This window comes from Streptomyces sp. NPDC052079 (assembly GCF_040680275.1).
In the GTDB taxonomy this organism is placed as follows: domain Bacteria; phylum Actinomycetota; class Actinomycetes; order Streptomycetales; family Streptomycetaceae; genus Streptomyces.
Genome location: NZ_JBFAWL010000014.1, coordinates 1 through 22,604 on the forward strand (window position 1 = coordinate 1; position 22,604 = coordinate 22,604).

A 22,604-nucleotide genomic window follows, 5' to 3' on the forward strand; every position below is an offset into this window, starting at 1 on the left:
CGGCGGTGTAAACGGGCTTGAGGAGCTTGACGATCTTGTCCCAGTCCTGGCGGGCGGCATAGCGGAAGGAGTTCCGCAGCAGGTGGACCACACAGATCTGTCCAGTCGTACCCTGCAGCACCTCTCCGGTCTCCTCGCAGGTAACCGCCGTCGGATCGGCTCCCGGTGGCGTCGCCTGACCTGCGGTCGACAGGCCCTGCTGGTTATGGCACACCTGCGCTGCGGCGACACCTACGCCCGCCTCGCAGCAGGTTTCCGCGTCGGGATCGCGACGGTCTACCGCTACATACGCGAGGCCGTCGATCTCCTGGCCGCTCTGGCGCCCACGCCGGAACAGGCCATGACGACCGTGCCGCTCCAGCTTCTCTTACTGGCGGGCGACGGCCGCGGACCGGGACGCCCGGCAGGCGGCCCGGCGTCGTCCAGGGCCTGCCGCAGCCGCTCCTCGGCGAGCTGCTGGTGAGGGGATGGGGGTGTAGGTCTCGGACGCAGGGCGGCCGGCGTCCTCCCAGCCCGTCAGCCAGTCGCGCAGGACGGCGAGGGACGGGGAGCCGGGGCGGTCGGCCCCGGTGCCGCCACCCTACGGGGTGAGGGCGATCCTCGGGGCGCAGGCTCAGGAGCGTGCGGACGTCTGAGCCAGGTCATCAATTCCGTGCGGTGAGCACCGGGGGCCCGAGTCCGAGCCGGCCTAGAGATGGTCTTCTCTACTTCTCGGTCTCAGCACCGTGCGTCTGAGGGGTGATAGGGGCATTGGGCGTGCGCCCGACGGCAGGCGGCGGAGGCGTTCCAGGCAGGGCAGGTCGGCCCAGGATGCGCCCTGGCGGCCGGGAGGATCTGGGGTGAGGGGGTGGCGGGTCCGGGGTCCGGCTACTGTCTTCGAGCCGCAGGGTGAGCAGCGGGCCGCTGAGGGTGCCCGTGTCGAGTACGGCCCCGGTATGGTGGACTACCGCTTCCAGCAAGGGAACCAGGCCGGGGTACTCCTCACCCGTTGCGTCGAGCCGTTCCTGGACTGCATCCCACCAGGGGTGCGGGGGCTTCGGTTTGGTGTGGGTGAAGCCAGGCTCGAACCGCTCGGTGCACTGTCCGTCACGCCAGTGAGCGAAGCCGTTCGTGCCGTCCCCTCCTCGCAGGACGCTGAAGGTTTCCCTGCCTTGAGACAGCGCGGACAGAGGGCCTGGCATCGCCCCCATCACCCCGTAGTCCTCAAAGCAGAACGACCAGGCACCCAGCGCCCCGACACGCAGCACCGAGCCCTCTGCCAAGCTGCTGTCATTCAGACGACCGGCTTGTTGTCGGGTGAGGAACTGAGCGGCTCGTGCATCAGCCCCGTACCGGGCGAGTACGTCTTCCGGTGTGATGCCGCGCGTAAAAGTTACGCACCACATCACGGCGCGCGGATCTTCGGCCCATGCCCACGGCCTGGTTGTGGAGTCTTGCACGTGCATCTCCTTTGGCTGGTACGGGCCGGGGCCCCGGGGATCGTCCTCGGGGCCCCACCGTGGTGGTGCTGTGATGTGCGTCAGGCGACGATGTTGACGTTGTACTTTTCGGTGTCGAGGACGCGCTGGTTCTTCACGAACGCACCGTACTTGCCGCCGGCGGACTCGTTGGAGTCCAGGGCGACGTGGCCGCGCACGCACGGCTCGTTGTAGGTGACCGGTTTGTCGGTGCGGGCCTCGTAGATCATCCACTGGCCGTTTTCGTACAGGGGGAGGATGTCTGCGCACTGGGCACCGTCGGTTCCCCCCTCGAACGAGCCGGCGAAGGGGAACTCATCGCACGAGTCGTTCGGAACGTAGTTGGGCATGGGTACGAACGGGTCGCTGCTCTGAGAACCGCACGTGCGTGCACGGTTGGCAGCAGAGAGGCCGTCTGCCCGGCTCAGCGGGGCCCAGTCACGCAGGTAGCCCTGGGCGAAGCTGTAGGCGGCGGCAGCCGAACCGTGCTTGGGGTCGGAAAGCGAGTACTCCAGGGTGGCCCGCCGCTCGGGAATGACGCAGCCGGGCGTTGCCAACTCGGCGTCGCAACGAAGCTTCGCCTCGCCCGGACTGTCCCAGTTCACGTTCGGTTGCGTGGGGATACTGCCGGTGGTGGTGACGTACATGTGGTACTTGGTCTGGAAGCTGTCCCGAGCGCCTGATGCCACGTTGCTCTTGTAGGTCACGGAGCCCGACGCTTGGGCACCGAGCCCCAGCGTCTTCGCCCCGGACCAAGGGCGGTTGGTGGTCGGAGAGCAGGCCGAGGTGCAGTTCACGTCGAAGGCGATGTTGAGGTTCTTCACCTGTCCGGTCACCGCGGTCACCTTGACGGTGATCAGCTCGTTCCAGGTGGTGCTGGTAGAACTGAGGTCCATGCTGCTCTTGACGTCCATCCGGCCGGTGCCAAGGACTGCGCCCTTGTCGCTGTAGAGCGTGTACGTGGTCTGCATGCCGTTCAGACAGATCCCGCCGGTCCGGGTCCAGCCCCAGTAGCCCGGCTGGGTAATGGCGCAGGCTTCAGCAGCGGCGACCTGCTCGGCAGTCCGCGCGGTGACGGTGCTGGCGCTCTCCAGCGGTTTGGTCTCGACGCATGCTTTGACCGCACCGCCCAGCGCGGCCTGTGCGGAGGAGGCGATGGGGGAGCATGACTCGCCGGTGCCGATCTTAACCTGGTTCTGTTCAGGCTCCGCCGGCGGGAGTTCAACGGGCTTGATGGTGCCGAGTGCCTGCTGTCTGTTCTCGGGCTGCTGCCCCTTGTCGGCGGCCGTGGCGCTACCGGTCACGGCGAGAGAGGTTACTGCTGCCAGCGACGCGGCTGCCGAGAGTATTCGCCGAGTGTGGCGATTCATCAGTTTCCTTCCGCAGAGCAATGATTCACGATGCCCGCACGAATGTGCGGAGACCGTGAGGGACCCTACGGATGGAAGTCGCATACGGGCGGGGCCTGGCTGAAGGTTGGCGCTCGACCTTCGATTCTTGGCCTATGCAACGGCCTTGCGGACAGGCGGATCTCGTGCTTGCGAGCCCGTCTCGGCCTGGCTGAACGTGCGGAGGTCCGCGCCCTCGGGGAGGTACTGCCGTAGCAGTCGGTTGGTGTTCTCGTTGGTTCCGCACTGCCACGGGCTGCGCGGTTTGCAGAGGTGATCGGCATGCCGTCGCGGTGGTGATGGCCTGGTGCTCGGCCATCTCGCGACCCCGGTCCCAAGTGAGCGTCCGTCGCAGCTGGAGCGGGATGCCGAGGAGGCTTCGGGTGAGGTGTGGGGCAACCTGCTCGGCCCTGAGGCCGTCCGGCAGCGCGACGATGGTGGTGTAGCGGCTGGTGCGTTCGACGAGCGTCGCCACACCGCCGAGGGTCGTGTGCCCATCACGGTCACGCCGTGGTCGAGCGCGGCCCGCTCGGCGGGCTCCAGCTCGGTAGTGCGGAGGAAGTCGGCGACCTTGCCCGGCATGTCGAGGGTGACCGGTAGCTCCGGGGCCGGGGCGTCGTGCTGGGTGGGTGTGGTGTGCTCGGGCAGGAGGTCGGCGACAGCGGTGCGGATGGCGCCACGACTGACGCCGTGTTCGCGGGCCGAGGCGGCGATGGACCGGCCGTCCAGGTACGCCGTCCGGACGGCATCAGTCTTCCCAGGCGTGATGGCAGGGCGGCGGCCGCCCCTGCTGCCGTTGGTCTCGGCGGCCCGCAGCCCGTCGTAGGTCAGCTCTCGCTGGAGATCGCCGGCGGCGGCGAGGGTCTGCACCATGAACTTCACGGTGGACAGCAGCTCGCCGGTGCGCGGGTGGCGGGCGGTGAGTTCCATCGCGGAGAACGCGCCGTCGTGGATGCGCAGGGCGAGGCGGTCGCGGTGGAGGACATCGAGCACGTCGAGGACGTACCCAGTGCCGGCTACAGGGCGGAACATCTCGGAGATGTGCACGGTGTCGCCCGGACGCGCGTACGCCAGCAGCTCGCCGAACTTCGGCCGCTGGAGGAGATGGAGGCGGCTGGAGGTGCCCGGGTCCTCCTTGAAGACGACTGGGTCCTCGAACCCTGCCTCGTCAAGGACAAGGTTCTGCCGGGCGGTCGACTGCTGGTCGGTCGCGACCCGCTTGTAGACCAGGTTCGCCAGTCGTGGGCCCCTTCGCGTTCATACAGCTTCTCCTTGGCCGAGCGGGCTCGCGTGAGCCGGTCGCACAGGCGGGACAGACGAGGCCAGTCGTCGGACGCGGCACCGCGGTCGATCGGGTCTGATGCAGGTTCGGGTGACAGGTTCGGTCACGCGGCCTGGAGGGCCGGCGTGGTCATGACGGTCTCGAATTCGGTGGGGGTCAGCCGGCCGAGTGAGGCTTGTCTGCGGCGCCGGTGGTAGGTCCGCTCGATCCAGGTCACGATCGCGATCCGGATTTCCACGCGGGTTGTCCAGACACGGCGGTCGAGGACGTTCTTCTGCAGCAGGCTGAAGAAGGACGACTCCATGGCCGCGTTGTCGCCGGCAGCTCCGACCCTCCCTATCGATCCGGCCGTCCGGTGGCGGTCAAGCGTCCGGACGAACTTCCGGGAGCGGAACTGGGCGAGTTCAACTTCAGGTAGGCCCCCGACACTGGTCGTCGACCCGAAGTCCCTGCCGGCTGCTCCCGCCCGGATCAGCCGGCAGGCCACATCTGGACCAGCCAGAACTCCAGCGGGTCGTGCGGCCCCTGCGGCGGGAAGACTCGAGCGCCAGGGTCCCTTCCAGGTGTTCCCGACCCCGGCACAAGACACGCAGGCAGTAGGTGCCGGACGGGACCCGGACGATGCCGTGCGAGACACCGCCCAGGTCCACGACCATCATGTGCTCCCTCAACGGCGCCCGAAAGTGGCGCTCGTGGTCCCAGTCGTCAGGGGTCCTGGACGCGGGACCGTCCCAGACCTCCAGGCGGACCAGGGGGTAGAAGTCGTTGTCGCTGGAGTTCAGCCTCAGACCGTCATCCGGGCGCAGAAGAGCATGGACGGAGCCCTTGTCTTTTCGGGGGTTCTCATGCGTCTGCCTCCGCCCGGCGCAGTTTTGAGCGGTCGCTGACCTGCCCACCTGTCCCCCTGGTGCGCCGGCCGGCTGATCAGCCTGCGCCCCGAAGCCCGACCCCCTGACCGCCATGCGGTCGTCTCGCGATATGCACCCATTCGGCCTGCCGTAATGGCGAGGCGTAGGGAGTCTGGTGAGGGTGGGGACCGGATCGGCGTCTGCCTCGTCCAGGTCAACCAACCTCCCGCGAAGGGGTCACCATGTCTGAACGCAATACCGCCATCCGCAGCCTGCACGATCTCGGTCTAGCTGCCTGGTTCGGAGGCTCGCTGATGGGGGCGATCGGCCTCAACGGCGCGGCCCGGGCCGAAGGCGGCACGGAGACGGCCCGAGACCGGATCGCTTCGGCGGGCTGGGCGAAGTGGACGCCGGTGAACGCGGCCGCGATCGGTGCGCACCTGTTCGGCGGCGGCGGGCTGCTCGCCATGAACGCCCACCGTGTCGCCACCCAGCAAGGCGTGGCCGCCTCCACTACGGCCAAGACCGTCGTCACGGCCGCCGCCCTGGCCGCCACCGCCTACGCCCGCATTCTCGGCAAGAAGGTCGAGCTGGCCTCGTCCTCCGACCCCGCCGACGCCGAGAAAGCGGACAAGCACCCGATCGACCTCGACAAGACCCGGCAGCAGTTGGCATACGCGCAGTGGGCGGTACCGGCCCTGACCGGATGCCTGGTGATCCTCAACGCCCTGCACGGCGAACAGCAGCGCCCGAGCGAGCAGATTCACGGCATGTGGGAGCGGGCGCGCTCGGCCACCCACCTGGTGTCATCGCACCACCCGGCGCACTGGGGCGGATGCGGCCGCCGTCGGCCGTAGCTCGACGCGGGCACGGTGCGGTGGTGACCTGTCGGCCAGAAATCATCAGTCGGCCCTCGTGCTCGCTGTGCCTGTCGAGCTGTTCAGGCGTAGCGGCGGGGACGTCGCCGGGGCGGCGGGCCTCAAGACCCTGCCACCGTGCGTGTCACGGCGGTGGGGCACCGCGAGAGCGTTGTAGGTGGCGTTGACGGCACACCGGGCACTCCCGGCTCCGGATGTTTCCTCCGCCGAGCAGCTTGGCCGCGAGGTTCATACGGCCAGACAGCATCGAACCCGCCGTGTCGGGCGGGGCCGATTGGCTGGGTGGTCGTGAAGGGCGGTCGCCTACGCGGCGAAGGGCTCCATGAGGCTTCAGCCGAACGATCGTCCTCATGGGCAATAGGTGAGGCCCGGGGACACTGTCCCCTCCACAACCACGCCTCCTGCAACCACACCCGGCGCCTGGTTGTTCCCCGGCTCTTGGGCTGCGGCAGTGCGGGAGCGAGAAGTGGCTCTGCGTCCCGGCTCGGGGGGAATCACAGGACGCAGAGCCGGGCACGGGAGGGCGGCAAGTCGGCCGACGGTGTGGATGCCGTACTCGTGCAGGGCTTCGGCCTGACGCGGGCCGATATCGTGCAAGGCCTCCACTGGTAGCGGGGCGAGCCAGTCGGCCACGTGGCCGAGCGTGACGGCGAGGACGCCGCCTGGCTCAGGAAGCTGGGCGGAAGCAGTGGCCGCGACGGTGATCGACGGGCCGATCCCGATACGGACGTCGACACCGAGGCGGGAGATCGTGCGGACCCGCAGCATCTCCCCCAGCCGCCGGGTGTCCGTGCCGTGGTAGCGCAGGGCGCCCTTCAGCTCCACCAGCGCAGCCGACGGCGGCAGCGCCTGCACCACCGGCGACAGCTCGGTGAGCGCCTCGAGAACCTGCCGGTAGGTCTCTACGGGCAGCCGGTCCGGGCAGCGCACATGCATCACCGTCGGCACCACACCCGCTGACGCGTGTCACCGTAGCGGGCAAGAGCGGCGACCGACGAAGATTCCCGGCATGGCCACCGAGCAAACCATCGCTCAGCCGCGCTCGACGCACTCCCTGCCCGTCGTGTTCGGCGCCGGGGCGGCCATCGGCGTGCTGGGAGGGACGATCGGCCTGGGCGGCGCGGAGTTCCGCGTGCCCCTGCTGATCAGCCTCTTCGGCTTTGCCGAGGATGTGGGTCAGGGGACGACAATCAGCTTTCCTACGTGCCTGCGCCGGGCGAGTTGTGCCTGGGATTCGCCTACCTGCCCGAGTGGGAAGGTTGCGGCGACGACCGGTCGGACGTCGCCGCGTCGGGCAATCTCCACCAGGTGGTCGAAGATCCGCGGCGTGTGCATGGTTGAGCCCACCAGCGAGAGATTGGCTAGGTAGAGTCGCCGCACGTCGATGTTGACAGCCCAGCCGTCGAGGGCCCCGGCAACCACCCAGCGTCCCCCGGCCCGCAGCAATCCGAGGCCGGGGCCGAGGACCGCGCCGGCAACGACGTCGACAACCGCGTCGTATCCCTCCGGTGCTGCCGCGACCGCGTCGGCGAGCACCTCATCCCGTCGCCGGTCCACCACAGCGTCGGCACCCGCGCTGCGAACGGCTTCCCCCTTGTCACCTCGCCCGGCCCCGGGCGGGGCACGGGCACCTCGCGCTCGGCGAGGAGTTTGAGGCGTCCTCGGAGGTGCTGCCCGGTTCGGCGGTGCAGAGGCTCAGGTTGTGAACGGCCCGCTGGGAGACGGGAGGTCCACCGACTGGTAGGTGAGTTCCAGTTCGCCCGCTCGGGGTGCTGGAGCCGTTGACGCCGTCGTGGCGGATGTGGACTTCGTGGGCCGCTTACAGGGTACGGAAGTCGCGGCTGAAGGTGGACAGCTCACCGATCAGCTCGCGCAGGGTCCGGTCGTGGGGTTCACGCCCGGCCTCGGGCGCGCAGCAGAGCGACGGTGGCCCCAGCGGCCGGCGTCCCAGTCGACGAAGAAGTCGCGGGGGTGTCGTCGAGGAAGTGGTATCGGGCTAAGTTGGGACGGCCGCTCTTGTCGGTGGTGGGGCTGTCGAACATCGGCGCGTGCAGGCGGCCGAGTGCGTAGTGGGCGATGATGTCCAGGCGGCCGTTGCGGATGAAGGCGGCGGACATCGTGATGGAGTCGAGCAGCCAGTGGATGCGTGGCGGGACGTCGACGTCGCGGCGCCGTGAGGGTGTGCGGCGTGCGGGCGGGCCAGGGCGAAGAGGTACGTTCTTCGTCCTCGTCGTGCTGGAGGGCTTTGGGCGACCGCCGCCGCGAGGACGTCTTCGGAGACGCCGCCGATGTGGCCCTTCTCCAGGCGGGTGTACGTCGCCCCGGCGTGAGCAGCGTCCGAAGAAAGCAAGAGCCCGCTCCCCAGCACCTCGCCTGACGGGAAGTCCCCCGGCAGGCCAGTACGGCCACCGGTCTGCCGGGGCTCCACAGCGAAAGTCGACTCATCCCTTCTTCCTGCGCAGCAGCCACAGCACGACACCGGCCCCGGCGGCCGCCAACAGCAGGGTGCGGTGGTCCCGCGCCAACTGCGCGCCCTGAGCCACCTGGGCGCGAACCGGCTCGGGGGCCCTGTCCTGGATCAGCTGACCGGCCTGGGCCGCCTTTTCGCGGACCTGCCCCGCCGCCTGGGTCGCCTTGTCCTTCACCGGGTCCGGCAGCTTGTCCTTCACCCGGGAGGCGGCCTCGGCCCCCTTTGCCTTCAACTCCCCGGCCCTGACAGCGGCTTGTTCCTTGACCTCGGCCGCCTTGTCCTGCGCGCGGGCCTTCACATCGGCCTTGTCCGTCAGAGCCTCGACCGTCTGCCCCAGCTCCTGACGGGTCTGCTCGGCCTGCTCACGCAGCTCCCTCGGGGTGGGGGCCGGGGAAGCGGCGGTCTCGTCGTGCGGCTGGGTCATCGCTGTGCACTCTCCTTGATCTCGGCCACGTCGGCCTTCACACTGTCGATCGTCTTCTCCGGGGTGGGCGGGGTGCCCTGCTCCACCTGCTTCTTGCCGCTCAGGGCCATGACCGCGCCGATCACACCCAGCACCGCGGTCACGATCAAAGCGGCAGCCCACACCGGCAGCGGCACCGCCAGGGCGGCGATCGCGGTGGCGACCAGCGCCTGCAGCGTCAAGAAGCCCACTACGCCGGCGGCGCCGAACAGTCCGCCGCCTTTGCCGTAGCGCTTGCCCTTCTCCTTCATCTCCGCCTGCGCCAGTCTCATTTCGCCGCGCACCAGCTCCGTCAGCTGCTGGGACGCCCGCTGCACCAGCTCACCCACCGGCTCGTCGCCGCTGTGGCTGCCTCTGCTCCCGGCGGAGGACGGCTGCATGGTCGACACGACGATCACCTCCCGTCTTTGTTCGTCTGGTCCATCCCGATGACCCTGGGCCCTCGGGGTGGTGCGCACGCGAGTACCCAAAAGGACCAGTTCAGGCCACCCAGTTGTTGCGGCGGTCTTGAGCGGAAAGCGTGGAAGAAGGGCCGACGGGTTTCAGGGACCCTGGGCCTTGGGGCGTCGCGGTGACTGCCTGGCCGCTGTGTCCGCGCCTGACCGGCAATCAGACATCGAAGGAACAGCTCCGGCCCACTCGTGCGGGTCCGAGTGAGCCGGGGCGTACGGGAGCGACCGGCCGGCGGTCGTACCGGTCCTCGTCGACGTCTTCGATGTCGATGTCTTCTCCGTACGGAGGCAGTACTCGTCAGTCGGCCCGAAGACCGACCGCCAGCGTCAGTTCGAGGACCCGGTGGGGTGATGCGAGATCCGGAAACAGCTCCCGCAGCTGCGACATCCGGTACCGGACCGTCTGGGGATGGATGAACAGCGCCGCCGCCACCTCCTCCCGTCTGCCCTGGTGCAGCAGCCACGCCCGCAACGTCTCCTCCAGCCGCCGTGCGGTCGCGACAGGCAAGGCCCGCAACGGTGCGAGGGCTCGGGCACGCAAGTCCCCGAACGCGTCCATGTCGGCGCTCAGCACCAGCTCGGGCAGGTGGTCCTCGGTGTCGCGAATATCGGAGGAGAGGGAGCGCGCGCGTACGGCGCGCGCGTACGAGGCGGATGCACGAGTCCATGGCCGGGCCGGACCGACCACGGCGGAGCGGTCGGTCAGCTGCCTCAAGAGATGTGATCGGTTCGCATCGGGGACGAGCAGCACGCCGGTGGCGTCGGGCAGATCGTCGAGGACCAGGGTGCTCGAGTCGAGCGCGCGGTAGGCAGGCCGGGCCTGGGCGGCGGGCAGCAGGACCGCGGTCAGCGAAACCGGAGGCTGCCACCCGGCCCGTTGGACAGAGGCGAGCAGCACGTCCGGGCTCGCGCCGGCGAGGAGGTCGCGGGCCAGGTGTTCCAGGTGGCGCTCCTGGTCCCTGCCCCGGGCGGCCAGTTCGTCGGCGTGGCCCGCGGCACTCGCGGCGGAGAGCTCGTCGATGTAGGCGAAGGTCAGCTCGGCGAACTTGGCGACCTCGGCGGCGGGCAGACCCGCGGGTACGGCACCCGCTGCCAGGCAACGCCAGGCCACGCGGGCGCCGACGCGGTAGGCGCTGAGCAGGGCGTCCATCGAACGGCCGTCGCGCACCTCGCCGCGGCCCAGCTCGTAGGCTGCGTCACCGCCGTCGCCGCCGGTGGCGTTGCCGCTGGCGAGGTCCAGGTAGTGCCCGAGGGCGGTGCGGACGGCTCGACGGATGGTGGCGCCCATGTGGCCCGAGAGGGCGTTGGCGTAGGGAGGGACCTCGTCGATGATCGCCTGGACGACCTCGTCGGCGGTGGTCTTCAGTGCGGCCCGAAGTGCGGTGACCGTCGTCTCATCCAGGGCCAGTTCGCCGGCCCTCCGGATTGCATGACTCACGTTTCTGTTCCCTGCGAACAATTTGGCCGATCAGATTTACGTCCTGCGGTCAGGACTTTACGCCCTGAGGCCAGCAAGCTGGAGTCATGACGAGTACAGCCCTGCGCAGCAGGGCGTGGAAACTGCTGGAGATGGTCACGACGCCGCTGCTGCCGTCGGACTACCTCGACCTGGTCAGCCCGCTGCGTGCGGGCGCCGATCTGCGCGGGCGCATCGAGGCCGTGCACCCCGAGACGGGTGACGCCGCGACTGTCGTGATCAGGCCGGGACGGGGCTGGCGCGGCCACACAGCCGGTCAGTACGTGCGGATCGGGGTCGACGTCGACGGGGTGCGCCTGTGGCGTGCCTACTCCCTCACCTCGCCGACGAGCCGCCAGGACGGCCGCGTCACGATCACCGTGAAGGCGATCCCGGACGGCAAGGTGAGCAACCACCTGGTCCGCAGGGCGAAACCGGGCACGCTGATCCAGCTCGACCAGGCGACCGGTGACTTCGTGCTGCCGCAGGCCAGGCCCGCCAACGTGCTCTACCTGACGGCCGGCAGCGGCATCACACCCGTGATGGGCATGCTGCGCGACACCGAGTTCAAGGATGTCGTCATGGTCCACTGCGCGCCACGGCCGCAAGACGTGATCTTCCGCAGCGAACTGCACGACCTGGTCGCGGACAGAAAGCTGCGGCTCACCGAGGTGCACACCGACACGGACGGCATGCTCGACATCACCCGTCTCGACGAACTCGTGCCCGACTGGGCCGAGCGCGAGACCTGGGCCTGCGGTCCGGCCGGCCTGCTCGACGCCGCCGAAGAGCACTGGAGCGAGCACGGCGTACAGGAGCGCCTGCACACCGAACGCTTCCGCCCCGGCATCGTCGTAGCCGGCGACGGCGGCGAGGTCACCTTCAGCGCCACCGGCAAGACCCTCGACGCGGACGGCGCCACGCCGCTGCTGGACGTCGGCGAGGAGGCCGGCGTGCTCATGCCCTCCGGATGCCGCATGGGCATCTGCTTCGGCTGCGTCACACCGCTCAAGGCGGGCGCCGTCCGCGACCTGCGCACCGGCGAGATCACCGAGGCCGAGCCGGGCGTCCTCATCCAGACCTGCGTGTCCGCCGCGGCGGGCCCCTGCGACATCGAACGGTAGGAACAGCTTGACCGCCATCGACCCCACCGGCCACCTGACCGCGGAGCAGATCGAGGAGCTCGGCCGCGAGCTGGACGCGATCCGCGACGAGGTGATCGCCAGCCGCGGCGAGAAAGACGCCGCCTACATCCGCAAGGTCATCTCGGCGCAGCGCAAGCTCGAGCTGGTCAGCAGGGGCGTGCTGCTGTTCTCGATCTTCCCGCCCGCGTGGCTGCTCGGCACCGCCGGTCTGTCCGTGGCGAAGATCATGGACAACATGGAGATCGGCCACAACGTCCTGCACGGCCAGTGGGACTGGATGCGAGACCCGAAGATTCACTCCACCACGTGGGAGTGGGATCACGTCTCGCCGGCCGAGCAGTGGAGGCACTCGCACAACGAGCTGCACCACACGTACACCAACGTGATCGGCAAGGACAACGACCTCGGCTACGGCATCATGCGCGTCGACGAGGACCAGAAGTGGCACCCGTTCCACCTCGGTCAGCCGCTGTGGAACTTCATCAACGCCTGCTTCTTCGAGTACGGCATCGCAGCGTACGACCTGGAACTCGGCAAGAACCTGCACAAGCGCCGCCGCAAGAACCCGGAGTTCCGCGCGCGGGCCAAGGCCGTGGGCCGCAAGATCCGCAAGCAGGTGCTCAAGGACTACGTGGTCCACCCGCTGCTGTCGGGCCCGTCGTTTCTCACCACGCTCGCCGCCACGTTCACCGCGAACCTGGTCCGCAACCTCTGGTCCCACTCGGTGATCATGTGCGGGCACTTCCCCGAGGGCGTGCAGGTCTTCGAGCGCCGGTCGATCAAGGGCGAGACGCGCGGCCAGTGGTACCTGCGCCAGATGATGGGCTCGGCGAACATCAGCGGCAGCAGGGCCATGCATGTCATGACCGGCAACCTGTCACACCAGATCGAGCACCACCTGTTCCCGGATCTGCCGAGCAACCGGTACGCCGAGGTCGCGGTGAAGGTGCGCGCGCTGTTCGAGAAATACGAGCTGCAATACGTCACGGGGCCGCTGCCCAGGCAGGTGTTCTCCGCGTGGCGCAAGGTCTTCCGGCTCTCGCTGCCGAACAAGAAGCCCAAGGTCAAGACACCGGACCGCGAGCAGGAACTCCTCGCGGCCTGATTCCCGGTATTGCGCTCCACGGTCGTGTACCGGGAGAGTTCCCGCCAGGCGCGCGTGCACTGGCCCGAAGAACTCGCGGCGGAGCTGCGCCGGACGGGGGTCTGGCGCGGCCGGCCGATCGGTGACTTGCTGCACGAGTCGTGCCGACGCAACGCCGAGCGGGCGGCGGTGTGTGCGGCGAGCGCCGGACGACCCACGCGGAGCTGTCCCGGCGGGCGGACGGACTGGCGGGCAGCCTGATCCAGCTGGGCATCAAGCCCCTGGACCGGGTGGTGGTGCACCCCCCAATGAAGCTTCCCCTTGATCGTGGACACCTGGAGGATCGGCAGGCCCTCAATCGCTCAGGGTCAACCGGGTCACATCCGGCATCTCCCAGATCGCCTCCCTGTCGTCGGCCGTAGCCAGGCCGCTTTCCACGAGGAGCCGGAGCCATCTGTCCCGATAGCGACCGCGCCGGTCACGTTCTGTGACAATGCCCGGCCCGATCATGGCTGCGACAAGCTGGGGATAGGCCGGACCGAGAACGAAGCGGTCGAAGAACGTGACGATGTCGTTCGCGAACACCAGGACATCGATCGTTTCGTCCGGGTGCTTGTACAGGTGGATGTAGTCGTCGATATCGCAGTAATAGACGTCCCCGTCGTCGAGGTCCAGCCATATACGGGAGGCGCACTCGATGTCCTCCGGGGCGCGGTGACGCTCGCAGCCGATGGCCAGGGGACTGCCCAGCGGGCAATACGGAACGATCGCCCAGGTGGCCCACACGGCTGCGCTCTGGATCTCGTCGGGCTGGAAGAAGCGGAAGTGGTTGGCGCCCAGCCGCGAGAAGAGGCCGAACACTTCGGTGACCCCCTGCGGCAGCTCCGCAACGGGCTCCGGGTTCGTTGTCCCCTCGATGATCACCCCGAAGCCGTGCTCGGCCTCCACCTGCCCGATCAGCTGAAGCTTGGAGCGAATCCGCTCCAGCCCTTCCCGGCGCCCCTCGTCCATCGGGCATCCCCTGTTCTCTTGGTCTCGGCGTGAGGAGTACGGCGGAATGGGGAGCATGCTGAGCCGGGTCGAACGCCGCACCCAGTTCCTCTCGGGGGCCCTGGCTCATCCAACAGTTCAGTCGCAGCAGTCACAACAACACTTGCACGGGTTGCAGCAGCCACCGCCACCACAGCAGCCGTCACCCGAGCCACCGCCCGAGCCACCAGAGCCAGCGGACCCGCGATCGCCTCCGCCCGAACCTCCCGACGAGCCCGAGTTGCCACCGCCCCGGCCACCGAACCATCCGTCGCCTCCGGAACCGTGCTGGCCTGAGCCGCCGTTGCTGCTGCCGTCGTCGAACTGCCAGGGCTCTCCGTCCTCGATGCAGATGCAGCAGTTGCGGCACACCCCACAGCCGTTGCACAAAGGGCGCCACTGGCCACACCGCCGGCACAGCCCCTCCGACGGCCGACCCGACGCCATCGAGGCACCCTCCGGGGCCGCGCTCGCCGGCGCCCCTGTACCGCAGGCCGTGCCGGTCTCCGGAGGTGTTTTCCTCGCCGTACGGCGTCCCAGCCAAGGCAGCATGCGTGAGCCCTGTACCCGGTGGCGCTGCTGGTGGTGACGATGCCGGGGGTTGAAGACGCGCTCGACGGCACGCTGCAACTCATCGTCCAGAAGGGCACGTACCAGTTGCCCGTCGACGAACTCGACTTCGGCCAGGGCGAGTCGGATCCCGCGAACGGCGTCGTTACACAACCGACGCACTTCGGCGCGGTCCGTGCCGGTCACGGCGATCGGGTTCCACGCGTCTGACGCCTCGTCCGCGTCCAGGTCCTCCATCGCGTCCAGCATGTGCGCCAGCCGGCCGAAGAGACGACCGGCCTCCGCCAGCGGTTCGGCATTGCCTGGGCGGTCGGCGAGTACAGCGGTGTGCGCGAAGGCGGCGGCGGTCGCCGTCTCCGTGGGCTCGGTGATCGTCAGCAGCGAGCTGCCGAGGCCGGCCAACCGTTCGATCTCCAGTTGACGTTCGACCGCGCCGAGCAGCACCGCGGTGTCGAAGCCGAGCCGTTCACCGCCCGCGGTGCTCGCACGGTCCCAACTCTGGGCGATCCGACGTGCCGCCAGCGTCACCGGGCGACGTCCCAACAGGCCGTCCCCGTCAGCCACATGGTCACGTATCCTCGCCGTGGCCAGTACCAGCGACACCGTCGCCGCCAACCGCGCTCCTTCACCCTGTGCCACGTCCGCCGACCGCATCCCACGGAGCGGGCACGGACCGGCACCTCGCCGCCAGCCGCCGGTACGCTCCGACTGCGCTTCGGTCAGCACAGAGATGATCAGGCCGTCGTAGTTGGTGGCCACCCGTGCGAACTGCCCGTACTCGCCGCGCAGCGCCAGGCACAGCCCACACAGATGCGCCATCCACTCGGTACGCATGCCCTCGCCCAGGCGATGACGGCATGGCCTGATGATTCCGAACACCGAACTTCTCCCCCGCAGACACAGCTACTCGGGCAAAGCCCGGTGAGCTGCTCATGGACACACGACCGCGCGTGGCGCACGACCCCGATGTGACGTCTGTGCGCGGCGACATCCTAGACGCAATGCCCCTGACTGTGCAGGTGGTTCGAACCCCTGACATGCGCAAATGCTGTCGCTCGAGCGCGCCCGTGGTCTGTGATGCGGCCGGCCTGAAGCTGGTTCCGTGATGGCGGGCACCTCGCCAAGGCCGGCGCCGCACAGGACTCCGGACGGGGATCTGTGCCGGGCGGGCAGGCCGCCCGGCACAGCCTGCTTCAATCCTCCGCCTGGTCAGCCTTCCCGGTGGAAGACCACCTCCGGGAACGCGGCAGTCGGCCCGTCCATTGACATCCTCTCCCGCCTGACGGGGAGAGATTCCCGCCTACCGTGCCGTTGAAGGCTGTGACGGCGACGACCATCGTCGGCGATCTCGACCTGCCGCCGACCACAACGGCTCGCCGGGCCATCGCGAGGCTCGTGACCGACGCCCATGCGCTGGCCCAGGACGCGACCGATCCGGAAAACGCGGTGGACGACGTCCTCGGATGATCAAGGCGGCCTGGGAGGTCACCCGTCCCTCGTGACGCGTACAAGGAACCGCTCCACGGACAGGACAGAAGCGAGCCGGTGAGGTCTCACCGGTCTCCGGCGAGGGCGGCGCTCGTCCGCGTGCCCTGACGGGCCCGCCACACGCAAGGCCTCGCCCTGTCACTCAGGGAAATGCACCCCAATGGCCCCCTTCTCGTCCTTCTGCTGAGCACGTCGCCACGACCGCCATTAGCGTTTCCGACAGACGGAGGGCCCGTCATGAATGAACTCGGACGAGATGGCGTCACCACCAGGGTGAGCGTGGCGAGGATTCCCGGTGATGCCACCGCGGGGCGTTTCGCACCTTCTCGTCCACGGCCCCGGGAACCGCCCGGGTGCCCCTCCCTCCGTCAACCGACCCGACACGGCACCGTCCGGCTGCGTCGACTTCGGACGAAGTCTGGCGGCACTGACCCTGTTCATTCCCACAAACACGGAGGCGACCATGGGCTTCGCCGGCCGACCCTTCATATTCTTCGCCGTTGCGGTGCTCGGCTGTTCTGCCGGGCTCACCCTCATCGGGCCCGCGTCGGCCGACGTGGTCCCCTCGGAGACACCTCCGGCCGCGGCACCGCGCCCTGACGACGGCTCCTCGGCGAACAGCCGCGCCATCCACGTAGAAGCTCGACTGAACGTCGGCGAAGAGCTCGATCTGGGGGCGGCGGGCCGCAGTGTCGGCGACCAGTTCGTCTTCAGCGGGAACCTGACGTCGACCGAGGGACGCAAGGAACGCGTCGTCGGGCGCATCGGTGGGTTCTGCGTCATCACCGACCTCGAACGCAACGCGGGACAGTGCGCGTCGACCGCGGTGCTGCCGGAAGGTCAGATCACCGTTCAGGGCCAGCAAGTCGGAATTCCCGCACCGGTTCCGGTCGTCAACGCGATCACCGGAGGCACCGGGGAGTTCCATCGGGCTCGTGGTCAGGTGATGCAGCGGGTGTTGACGCCGGCGACCTGGCAACTCACCTTCGAACTCTCCGACGTGCGGCCTCACCGGCCCGAGGACGGTCGCCTTCCGGCCGAGGCTCCGACGCCCGTGCGTCCGTCCTTCCCCGGCAAGTAGCCGCGTCGAGCAGTACCGACGCCGCCCGCGACGCGGCGACGGGAACAACCGTTCCGACCCGCACCCGGCATCGGACAGTCCCGTCACAGGCCCTTCCTGGTCGTCTTTCCCTGAGCCACCAGGCGGAGAGGCGTCATTCGGACCGGTGCCAGCACAGCCCCGGTCGACCCTGAGGCGCGCCGGTTCGATGACGGTGCGCAGCACCTCGGGAACACGCAAGCCATCACCACACGTGGAGACGTCGTGATCAAGAACTTCCGTACGCTCACAGGTTGGGGTGTCGTCGTGGCGGCCACCGCCACGGCCGTCACGGCCACGATCGGCGCAACCGCCGGTGGCCCTCCGAACCCGTCGCCGACCGACCCGCAAGCCCGCCCCACGGCCGGTCAGGGGAAGGAAACGCGGACCGAGTCCCAGCCAGCGACGCGCCGGCGGATCGCCTCATCGGTCCTGGACGAGGACCTCAAGTTCACACTCACCGCTCTGAGGTCGCGGACCGACCCGCTCGCGGCATCCCTGCGCCTCCAGGTCTTCACCTTCGAGAACGGCGCGTGGAGGGAATCGGACCGTGCTCTGGTCGGCAAGGCGGATTCCTGGTTCTGGTTCCCGCTCACCGGCCGTCACGCGGTGTGTGAGTTCTCCACCTCCGGTGCGGAACCCGCACCGGTTGCCGTCAGCGTGCTGATCACGCCATCGATCGGCTGTTCACCGACCGAGAACTTCCGCATCGACAACGGCCGGATCGTCCCTGTCCAACAACCGCCTCGGCAGGCGACTACTCACCCGCGAAAGGCGCTGGAGGGGCTCGCCTCCATGCCGACCCACGCCACGGAGACCAAGCCGGCCCGTTGATCCCTGCGGAAGTCTGTGCAGCAAATGGTGGAACTCCGTCGGCTTTCTTCAGCGGCGGCCGGCGGTGAGTCGGACGGAGCCTCATGATCATACGTTCAGCGGACCACTCCGGTCTCTCGGAGACCATCTCGTCGTAGTACGACCGCCAGCGCCTGCCCGTCAGGCGGCAGCCGGGTCCGACAGCAGGGGGTTCGACGGCCTCGGAGAGCAGGACCTTGGTGCGTCAGGCCGAGGTGACGGCGGCACGAGCGAGAGCCGCCGTCTCCTGCGGCGTACCGTCGATCGGGATGGCCGCGCCTGTTTCGTCGTCGCCCAGTGGTTCACAGTCGGCGAACTGTGTACGGAGCAGCTCGGGCGGCATGAAGTGGCCCTGTCGTGCGGTGATCCGCCCGGCGATCAGCTCGGGCGAGCCATCGAGGTGGAGAAAGAAGACGCGTGACGCGGCGGAAGCCAGCCGATCACGGTAGCGGCGCTTGAGCGCCGAGCATGTCACCACGCCTCCGCCTTCCACATGGCCGGCCAGCCATCGTGCGATCTCCTCCAGCCAGGGGCGACGGTCCTGGTCATCGAGCGGGTGCACTGGTCGTCGGCGGCATGCTTGCGGACCATCCCGAACGCGCCCCCAGGAAGTCCTGGAAGGTGCGGTGGCAGAAGTCGATTGTCTCAGCGGTCGGGGCGCGCAGTAGACCACTGCGATTGAGCAGGTGGGCCAGGACCGTCTCGGGGTCACCCAGAGCCGCCATCTCGGGCAGGGCGGGCAGTGCCTTACGGATCTCGGCGACCGCGCGGTCCCGGGTCATCTCCGTTCGGCCGTCCTTGATCAACCAGTAGGCGAGCCGTTGGAGGATCTGGAGTTGTGGCTCCTCCCTGAGCTCGGGCCTCGTCACCCCGCGCTCGGGGTCACGGCGGGTGAGGAGCATGCCGAGCGCGGCCTGGTACAGCTCCTTGCGGCCGATCGGCAGGAAGCCGTGGCGGTCCCGGTGCAGGGCGCAAATCGGGGCGCACATCAGTGGGTTGGTGGCGAGTCGTCCCAGATCGGGTTTGGTCCGGATGGCGTCGAGGAGCTGGCTCTCGTAGGAGGCCAGTGCCTCGTCCTCCTCGGACACGCCCGTGCGCGCGGCCTCGTGGTCTTTCCGGATCCGGCCTCGCCGCGCAGAAGAACGCGGTCGTGACCGGCGAGGGCTTCGTCCACGGGCTGGTGTCCCTGCCGGAACCGGGGGTGTCGGCGCAGGAAGTCCTCGTACGCGTCCACGGGCGACGTGGCCTCCAGACGCATGTACGCCACGTCCAGCGGCCACTTGCCGGGTGAGTTGAGCAGGTCGATGCCGTAGATCTGCAATCGGCCGTGCTTCTTGGTGATGTACGAAAGGAAACGTCGCTCGAAGCGGCGTCACGGCCGTCCGGACGTGGGGTGCGCGTGATCAGCACGTCCAGTTTGGCGATGAGTTCGGCCTGATCCCGGCTCTGCTCCACGAGCGTGCGGGCCACGAAAGTCGAGCGCTGCGTGAAGAAGTTGATGATGTGAAGGCAGGCCCACTCCGTGAGGGAGTCCAGGAACAGCGAGGCGTCCGCGGACAGGCACCGGGTGGCGGCCTGAAGGTGAAGTGTGCGGGCCAGTTCCCGGTAGCCGAGCCGTACCGCCTGCACGTCGTCCATCTCGAGCTCGCCCAGCACAAGCAGCCTGGCCGTCAGCGCATCCGTGACCGCCGTCTCCTCGTCCCGGGGGAAGGGCGCCTCTCCCGGCGACTCCGCCGCCTGGCGGACCAGGCGTGCCGCGAGCACGCGCTCGTCCTTCTCGGTCAGGCTCCGCTTCTCGCCACGGAAGGAGACGAGGCTTGACAGTCTCACCGGTCTGTCGACCAGCCCGGCGCCCGGCCCCTCCTTCACGAGCAGCTTCTGCACCAGCGGAGCGACCACGCTGGAAGCCAGGCGTGTGCCGATGACTGCGGGATCCATCCGACGCCCCCCCCCAAGCCTGTGAACCGCTTCGGTCAGGGTAGTCGGCGTCGCGTGGCGGCGGACCCTGATCGGGAGATCATCGGCGGGCGAGCCGCGGCTCCACCGGTCACCTGGGCCGCATTCTCTTCGCCGCGGGTGCCCGCCGGGTCTTACGTCTCGGGCGCTGTGCCGGACGCCCGCGGTGGCTACAACGCCTGGACCGGACCCCAGCCGCGCCCCGGGCACCTCGTGTTTCCAGGGCACGCACCGTCAAGGACCCGCGCGTGCGCTAGCGGCGCCCGCCGCATACGGCCTTGTCGATCAGGCGGATCGTCGCAGCGACCTGATCCGTGAAGCGCTCCTTGTCGCCGTAGCGGGTGGTGAAGACCGCAGCGGCGGCCGACGCCCGGCCGTCCGGGGTGACGGCGGCCTCGGACACCGTTCCGAAGGAGGTGCCACCGTGGTACCAGACGCCGTGGTCGCAGCCCTCGGCCGGACGCCACGCGATACCGAGTCCGTAACGCGCCTTGTCACTGCCCGCCATGCCGGGCGCGGGCACGGTGGTGCGCATCTGCTTCAGCTGATCGGCAGGCAGCAGGTCGCCGGTCATCAGCGCACGCAGGAAGGTGTTCATGTCGGCGGTCGTGCTGACGATGCCGCCGTCCGCACCGCCGTCCACCGAGACCGTGGTATCGGTCAGATCGTCCCGTCCGGGGAACTGTGTGTAGGCGGTGGCCGTGGGCCGGGGAACGTAGGCGGAGGTGCCCAGTGTCAGGGTGTGGCGGAGACCGAGGGGTTCGATGATGCGCTCGTGGACCTCCTGCGCCCAGGGGCTGCCCGTGACGCGCTCGATGATCAGGCCGGTCAGCACGTAGTTGGTGTTGGAGTAGGCCCAGCGGGTCTCCTTCTCAGGCTTCTTCGACGCGTCGGCCTCCGGCAGCCAAGCCGGGTGGGCGTGACATGGCCAACGCCACCTGCTGTTCGGGGGTTCGCGCCGTGAAGCGCTGCGAACGGAAGCGTTCGGGCGTCAGGTCGGCGGGATCGCCGAACAGCACGTCCGTGTAATCTGCCAAACCGCTCGTGTGCTGAAGCAGGTCGCGCACCGTGATGCGGCTTCCGTCGTTGCCGTGGCCGGCGACCATTCCCGGAAGCCACTTCTCAACCGTGTCGTCGAGACGCAACGTGCCCTCGGACACCAACTGCAGGGCGACGACCGCCACGAAGGTCTTGGTGTCGCTGCCGATCCTGTAGTAGGCGTCGAAGGGGATCCTTCCGCCCTCGTCCAGGTCGGCCACCCCGGACCACGCCTGGCGGACGCGCCCCGCACCGTCTTCCGTCCGCACCACGAGGCCGGAGGCACCTGTGTCGCGTACCGCATCAGCGTCCCGCTGCAAGCGGGGGGCGTCCGCCGTATCCGTCTCGCCGTCCTGGGCCCAGGCTCCTGGGCCGGGGACGGTGGCCACTCCCAGGGCACCCACAGCGGCCATGACCAGCGCCACACCTGCGCGCGCCTGACGACGGCACTTCTTTCGTACCTTGATTGCCATGACTCAGACGCTACGCAGCGTCACCTCACCGGGAACATCCGGCAGCCTCGAGTCCTCAGCCTCGGGTTAACCCGAACGCGGGGTCAGCCTGCGCCGGCGATGTCCGCCCAGAGGGGCGGTGTGCCGCTCTTGCGGTCGCATGAGGTGCAGGTCATCGCCCCATGCGTCCAGCACCGCCCCGAGTCCGGCTTCTTGGACCGCGTACTCAACGCGGGCGAAGAGGTGTCGTTGCAAGGACACGTCACCCGTGGCCGAGATGCGGTCCACGGCACGGAGCACCGGGCCGGGCCGGCGGTGGCCGCCGGTGGGCAGCCCCGTCCGTGCCCGGCCCGGGCGCTACGGTCGCCCGCGAACCGGGTGAGATCGGTGCGGGCGTCGTCGGCGAGGACCACGTACAGGTCGTGGTCGGAGTACGCGGTCGCCACGCGGTCGTGGGCTTGGGAGCCTCTCAGGACGAGGCCGACGACGGATGGATCGGCGCAAGCGAGTTCCACGAAGGCGTCGTAGGTGAGGGGTTGCTGAGTAGCCATGGTGCGGGTCTCCGGTGACGTTTCGACGGGTATGCCTGATGGGGCGCCCCGTTGTGGGGCGTCCGGCACCGTTCGCGACTGCACGCGGCAGTCGCACCGAAGATCAACGCACCTGTTGACCTTATGGTCCAAGGGGGGCCTGCGGAGGGTTGGGGGTGTCCCGTCAGACGCCGGGGTCAACTTCTGGGTGCGTGAACCGTACGGGCTTTCCCAGCGACCGGGCGTAGGCGATCTCGGCTCGGGTGCTGTCTCCGATGTAGTCGCCGACTACGAGCACCTCATCAGCGAGTCGGATCTTCGCCCGGTGCAGATCGTCGAGTCGAAGCTTCAGCTCAGCGGCCTTGACAGGATCTGACCAGAGTTCGTGCGGCGACTTCATGTCGCACCCCGGCTTGACGACGATCCTTCCCGCTTCGGTCTCCCTCACATCGGCCTCGGTCATCTCGGGCATGAAACGGGTGGAGCCACAGATCACGACGATAGGCGGGAGGCTCAACTGCTCCTTCGCGTCGGCGAGTTTCTCTTCGGGGGTGAACGGTTGCGGGTGGGACACTGGTCCTCCTGGTGGTGTTTGTCGAAGGGGTGCCTGCGGAGACGAGAACGAGGATGTCCAAGATCGCGCCTACTCTGTCGTCACCACAAACCG

Annotated in this window: 19 protein-coding genes and 9 pseudogenes; 7 read left to right on the forward strand and 21 right to left on the reverse strand. The window is 68.7% G+C overall.

Annotated features, from left to right (window positions below):
- A pseudogene (locus tag AB0L56_RS20525) lies at nucleotides 1-100 on the reverse strand (transposase); the annotation flags it as partial.
- Between the two features lie 12 nt (nucleotides 101-112).
- On the opposite strand from AB0L56_RS20525, the pseudogene AB0L56_RS20530 reads away from it, so the two are divergent.
- Nucleotides 113-322: pseudogene (locus AB0L56_RS20530) on the forward strand (transposase family protein); the annotation flags it as partial.
- Between the two features lie 382 nt (nucleotides 323-704).
- Here AB0L56_RS20530 and AB0L56_RS20535 read toward each other — a convergent pair.
- The 5 genes and pseudogenes from AB0L56_RS20535 to AB0L56_RS20555 all read right to left on the reverse strand — a co-directional run.
- Nucleotides 705-1,445 carry a DUF6461 domain-containing protein gene (locus tag AB0L56_RS20535; protein ID WP_365425112.1) on the reverse strand — a complete coding sequence of 247 codons (741 nt, stop codon included), beginning with the start codon at nucleotides 1,443-1,445 and terminating at the stop codon, nucleotides 705-707.
- Between the two features lie 74 nt (nucleotides 1,446-1,519).
- Nucleotides 1,520-2,761 carry a hypothetical protein gene (locus tag AB0L56_RS20540; RefSeq protein WP_365425114.1) on the reverse strand — a complete coding sequence of 414 codons (1,242 nt, stop codon included), beginning with the start codon at nucleotides 2,759-2,761 and terminating at the stop codon, nucleotides 1,520-1,522.
- A 267-nt stretch (nucleotides 2,762-3,028) separates the two neighbouring features.
- Nucleotides 3,029-3,212 (reverse strand): annotated as a pseudogene (locus tag AB0L56_RS20545) (IS30 family transposase); the annotation flags it as partial.
- Between the two features lie 485 nt (nucleotides 3,213-3,697).
- A pseudogene (locus AB0L56_RS20550) lies at nucleotides 3,698-4,084 on the reverse strand (recombinase family protein); the annotation flags it as partial.
- Nucleotides 4,085-4,230: 146 nt separating this feature from the next.
- Nucleotides 4,231-4,527: pseudogene (locus tag AB0L56_RS20555) on the reverse strand (IS3 family transposase); the annotation flags it as partial.
- Nucleotides 4,528-5,217: 690 nt separating this feature from the next.
- Between AB0L56_RS20555 and AB0L56_RS20560 the strand changes: the two are divergent.
- Nucleotides 5,218-5,832 (forward strand): hypothetical protein, encoded by a 615-nt coding sequence (locus tag AB0L56_RS20560; RefSeq protein WP_365425116.1) that lies wholly within the window; start codon nucleotides 5,218-5,220, stop codon nucleotides 5,830-5,832.
- A gap of 369 nt (nucleotides 5,833-6,201) precedes the next feature.
- Here AB0L56_RS20560 and AB0L56_RS20565 read toward each other — a convergent pair whose 3' ends face one another.
- From AB0L56_RS20565 to AB0L56_RS20590, 6 genes and pseudogenes are all read right to left on the reverse strand, one after another.
- Nucleotides 6,202-6,792, reverse strand: coding sequence for a hypothetical protein (locus AB0L56_RS20565; RefSeq protein WP_365425118.1), 591 nt, complete (start codon nucleotides 6,790-6,792; stop codon nucleotides 6,202-6,204).
- A 237-nt stretch (nucleotides 6,793-7,029) separates the two neighbouring features.
- Nucleotides 7,030-7,446, reverse strand: a pseudogene (locus AB0L56_RS20570) (zinc-binding dehydrogenase); the annotation flags it as partial.
- Between the two features lie 299 nt (nucleotides 7,447-7,745).
- On the reverse strand, nucleotides 7,746-7,970 hold the full coding sequence (locus tag AB0L56_RS20575; RefSeq protein ID WP_365425120.1) for a hypothetical protein: 225 nt from the start codon (nucleotides 7,968-7,970) through the stop codon (nucleotides 7,746-7,748).
- Nucleotides 7,971-8,294: 324 nt separating this feature from the next.
- Complete coding sequence (locus AB0L56_RS20580; RefSeq protein WP_365425121.1) at nucleotides 8,295-8,747, reverse strand: DUF3618 domain-containing protein; 453 nt, start codon at nucleotides 8,745-8,747, stop codon at nucleotides 8,295-8,297.
- Nucleotides 8,744-9,166, reverse strand: coding sequence for a phage holin family protein (locus AB0L56_RS20585; protein WP_365425336.1), 423 nt, complete (start codon nucleotides 9,164-9,166; stop codon nucleotides 8,744-8,746). The genes AB0L56_RS20580 and AB0L56_RS20585 overlap by 4 nt, the downstream gene beginning before the upstream one ends.
- A gap of 370 nt (nucleotides 9,167-9,536) precedes the next feature.
- Nucleotides 9,537-10,676 (reverse strand): helix-turn-helix domain-containing protein, encoded by a 1,140-nt coding sequence (locus AB0L56_RS20590; RefSeq protein ID WP_365425123.1) that lies wholly within the window; start codon nucleotides 10,674-10,676, stop codon nucleotides 9,537-9,539.
- Between the two features lie 86 nt (nucleotides 10,677-10,762).
- Here AB0L56_RS20590 and AB0L56_RS20595 point away from each other — a divergent pair, with 86 nt between their 5' ends.
- Together AB0L56_RS20595 and AB0L56_RS20600 are read left to right on the forward strand one after the other, a co-directional pair.
- Nucleotides 10,763-11,818, forward strand: a complete 1,056-nt coding sequence (locus AB0L56_RS20595; protein ID WP_365425125.1) for a ferredoxin reductase — start codon at nucleotides 10,763-10,765, stop codon at nucleotides 11,816-11,818.
- 7 nt (nucleotides 11,819-11,825) lie between these two features.
- Nucleotides 11,826-12,944 (forward strand): acyl-CoA desaturase, encoded by a 1,119-nt coding sequence (locus AB0L56_RS20600; protein ID WP_365425127.1) that lies wholly within the window; start codon nucleotides 11,826-11,828, stop codon nucleotides 12,942-12,944.
- A 333-nt stretch (nucleotides 12,945-13,277) separates the two neighbouring features.
- Here AB0L56_RS20600 and AB0L56_RS20605 read toward each other — a convergent pair whose 3' ends face one another.
- Both AB0L56_RS20605 and AB0L56_RS20610 read right to left on the reverse strand, forming a co-directional pair.
- Entirely contained in the window at nucleotides 13,278-13,934 is a 657-nt protein-coding gene (locus tag AB0L56_RS20605; RefSeq protein ID WP_365425129.1) for a hypothetical protein, read from the reverse strand.
- A gap of 117 nt (nucleotides 13,935-14,051) precedes the next feature.
- Nucleotides 14,052-15,401, reverse strand: a complete 1,350-nt coding sequence (locus AB0L56_RS20610) for a DUF5685 family protein (RefSeq protein ID WP_365425131.1) — start codon at nucleotides 15,399-15,401, stop codon at nucleotides 14,052-14,054.
- Between the two features lie 441 nt (nucleotides 15,402-15,842).
- Here AB0L56_RS20610 and AB0L56_RS20615 point away from each other — a divergent pair, with 441 nt between their 5' ends.
- The 3 genes from AB0L56_RS20615 (at nucleotide 15,843) to AB0L56_RS20625 (ending at nucleotide 17,943) form a co-directional block, all read left to right on the forward strand.
- Nucleotides 15,843-15,989: a hypothetical protein gene (locus AB0L56_RS20615; RefSeq protein ID WP_365425133.1), complete on the forward strand. Its 147-nt coding sequence runs from the start codon at nucleotides 15,843-15,845 to the stop codon at nucleotides 15,987-15,989.
- Nucleotides 15,990-16,473: 484 nt separating this feature from the next.
- A complete protein-coding gene (locus tag AB0L56_RS20620; protein ID WP_365425135.1) occupies nucleotides 16,474-17,091 on the forward strand; it encodes a dirigent protein in 618 nt (205 codons plus the stop codon).
- Between the two features lie 243 nt (nucleotides 17,092-17,334).
- The gene (locus tag AB0L56_RS20625; protein WP_365425137.1) at nucleotides 17,335-17,943 is read left to right on the forward strand and encodes a hypothetical protein; all 609 of its coding nucleotides are present in this window, start codon (nucleotides 17,335-17,337) and stop codon (nucleotides 17,941-17,943) included.
- A 124-nt stretch (nucleotides 17,944-18,067) separates the two neighbouring features.
- Here AB0L56_RS20625 and AB0L56_RS20630 read toward each other — a convergent pair.
- The 7 genes and pseudogenes from AB0L56_RS20630 to AB0L56_RS20660 all read right to left on the reverse strand — a co-directional run.
- Nucleotides 18,068-18,166: pseudogene (locus tag AB0L56_RS20630) on the reverse strand (HNH endonuclease); the annotation flags it as partial.
- Complete coding sequence (locus tag AB0L56_RS20635) at nucleotides 18,167-18,523, reverse strand: hypothetical protein (RefSeq protein ID WP_365425139.1); 357 nt, start codon at nucleotides 18,521-18,523, stop codon at nucleotides 18,167-18,169.
- A gap of 34 nt (nucleotides 18,524-18,557) precedes the next feature.
- Nucleotides 18,558-19,899 (reverse strand): annotated as a pseudogene (locus AB0L56_RS20640) (hypothetical protein); the annotation flags it as partial.
- Nucleotides 19,900-20,170: 271 nt separating this feature from the next.
- Complete coding sequence (locus AB0L56_RS20645; protein ID WP_365425141.1) at nucleotides 20,171-20,752, reverse strand: serine hydrolase domain-containing protein; 582 nt, start codon at nucleotides 20,750-20,752, stop codon at nucleotides 20,171-20,173.
- A 37-nt stretch (nucleotides 20,753-20,789) separates the two neighbouring features.
- Nucleotides 20,790-21,428, reverse strand: coding sequence for a serine hydrolase domain-containing protein (locus AB0L56_RS20650; RefSeq protein ID WP_365425143.1), 639 nt, complete (start codon nucleotides 21,426-21,428; stop codon nucleotides 20,790-20,792).
- A 66-nt stretch (nucleotides 21,429-21,494) separates the two neighbouring features.
- Nucleotides 21,495-21,958 (reverse strand): annotated as a pseudogene (locus tag AB0L56_RS20655) (hypothetical protein).
- Between the two features lie 163 nt (nucleotides 21,959-22,121).
- A complete protein-coding gene (locus tag AB0L56_RS20660) occupies nucleotides 22,122-22,511 on the reverse strand; it encodes a hypothetical protein (protein ID WP_365425145.1) in 390 nt (129 codons plus the stop codon).
- Between the last annotated feature and the right edge of the window lie 93 nt (nucleotides 22,512-22,604).

Excerpts from the sequence above, each read along its gene's own strand:
- AB0L56_RS20535 (WP_365425112.1), bottom strand. The coding sequence starts at position 1,445 with ATGCACGTGCAAGACTCCACAACCAGGCCGTGGGCATGGGCCGAAGAT.
- AB0L56_RS20560 (WP_365425116.1), top strand. The coding sequence starts at position 5,218 with ATGTCTGAACGCAATACCGCCATCCGCAGCCTGCACGATCTCGGTCTA.
- AB0L56_RS20575 (WP_365425120.1), bottom strand. The coding sequence starts at position 7,970 with ATGTCCGCCGCCTTCATCCGCAACGGCCGCCTGGACATCATCGCCCAC.
- AB0L56_RS20580 (WP_365425121.1), bottom strand. The coding sequence starts at position 8,747 with ATGACCCAGCCGCACGACGAGACCGCCGCTTCCCCGGCCCCCACCCCG.
- AB0L56_RS20585 (WP_365425336.1), bottom strand. The coding sequence starts at position 9,166 with ATGCAGCCGTCCTCCGCCGGGAGCAGAGGCAGCCACAGCGGCGACGAG.
- AB0L56_RS20595 (WP_365425125.1), top strand. The coding sequence starts at position 10,763 with ATGACGAGTACAGCCCTGCGCAGCAGGGCGTGGAAACTGCTGGAGATG.
- AB0L56_RS20605 (WP_365425129.1), bottom strand. The coding sequence starts at position 13,934 with ATGGACGAGGGGCGCCGGGAAGGGCTGGAGCGGATTCGCTCCAAGCTT.
- AB0L56_RS20620 (WP_365425135.1), top strand. The coding sequence starts at position 16,474 with ATGGGCTTCGCCGGCCGACCCTTCATATTCTTCGCCGTTGCGGTGCTC.
- AB0L56_RS20650 (WP_365425143.1), bottom strand. The coding sequence starts at position 21,428 with ATGGCAATCAAGGTACGAAAGAAGTGCCGTCGTCAGGCGCGCGCAGGT.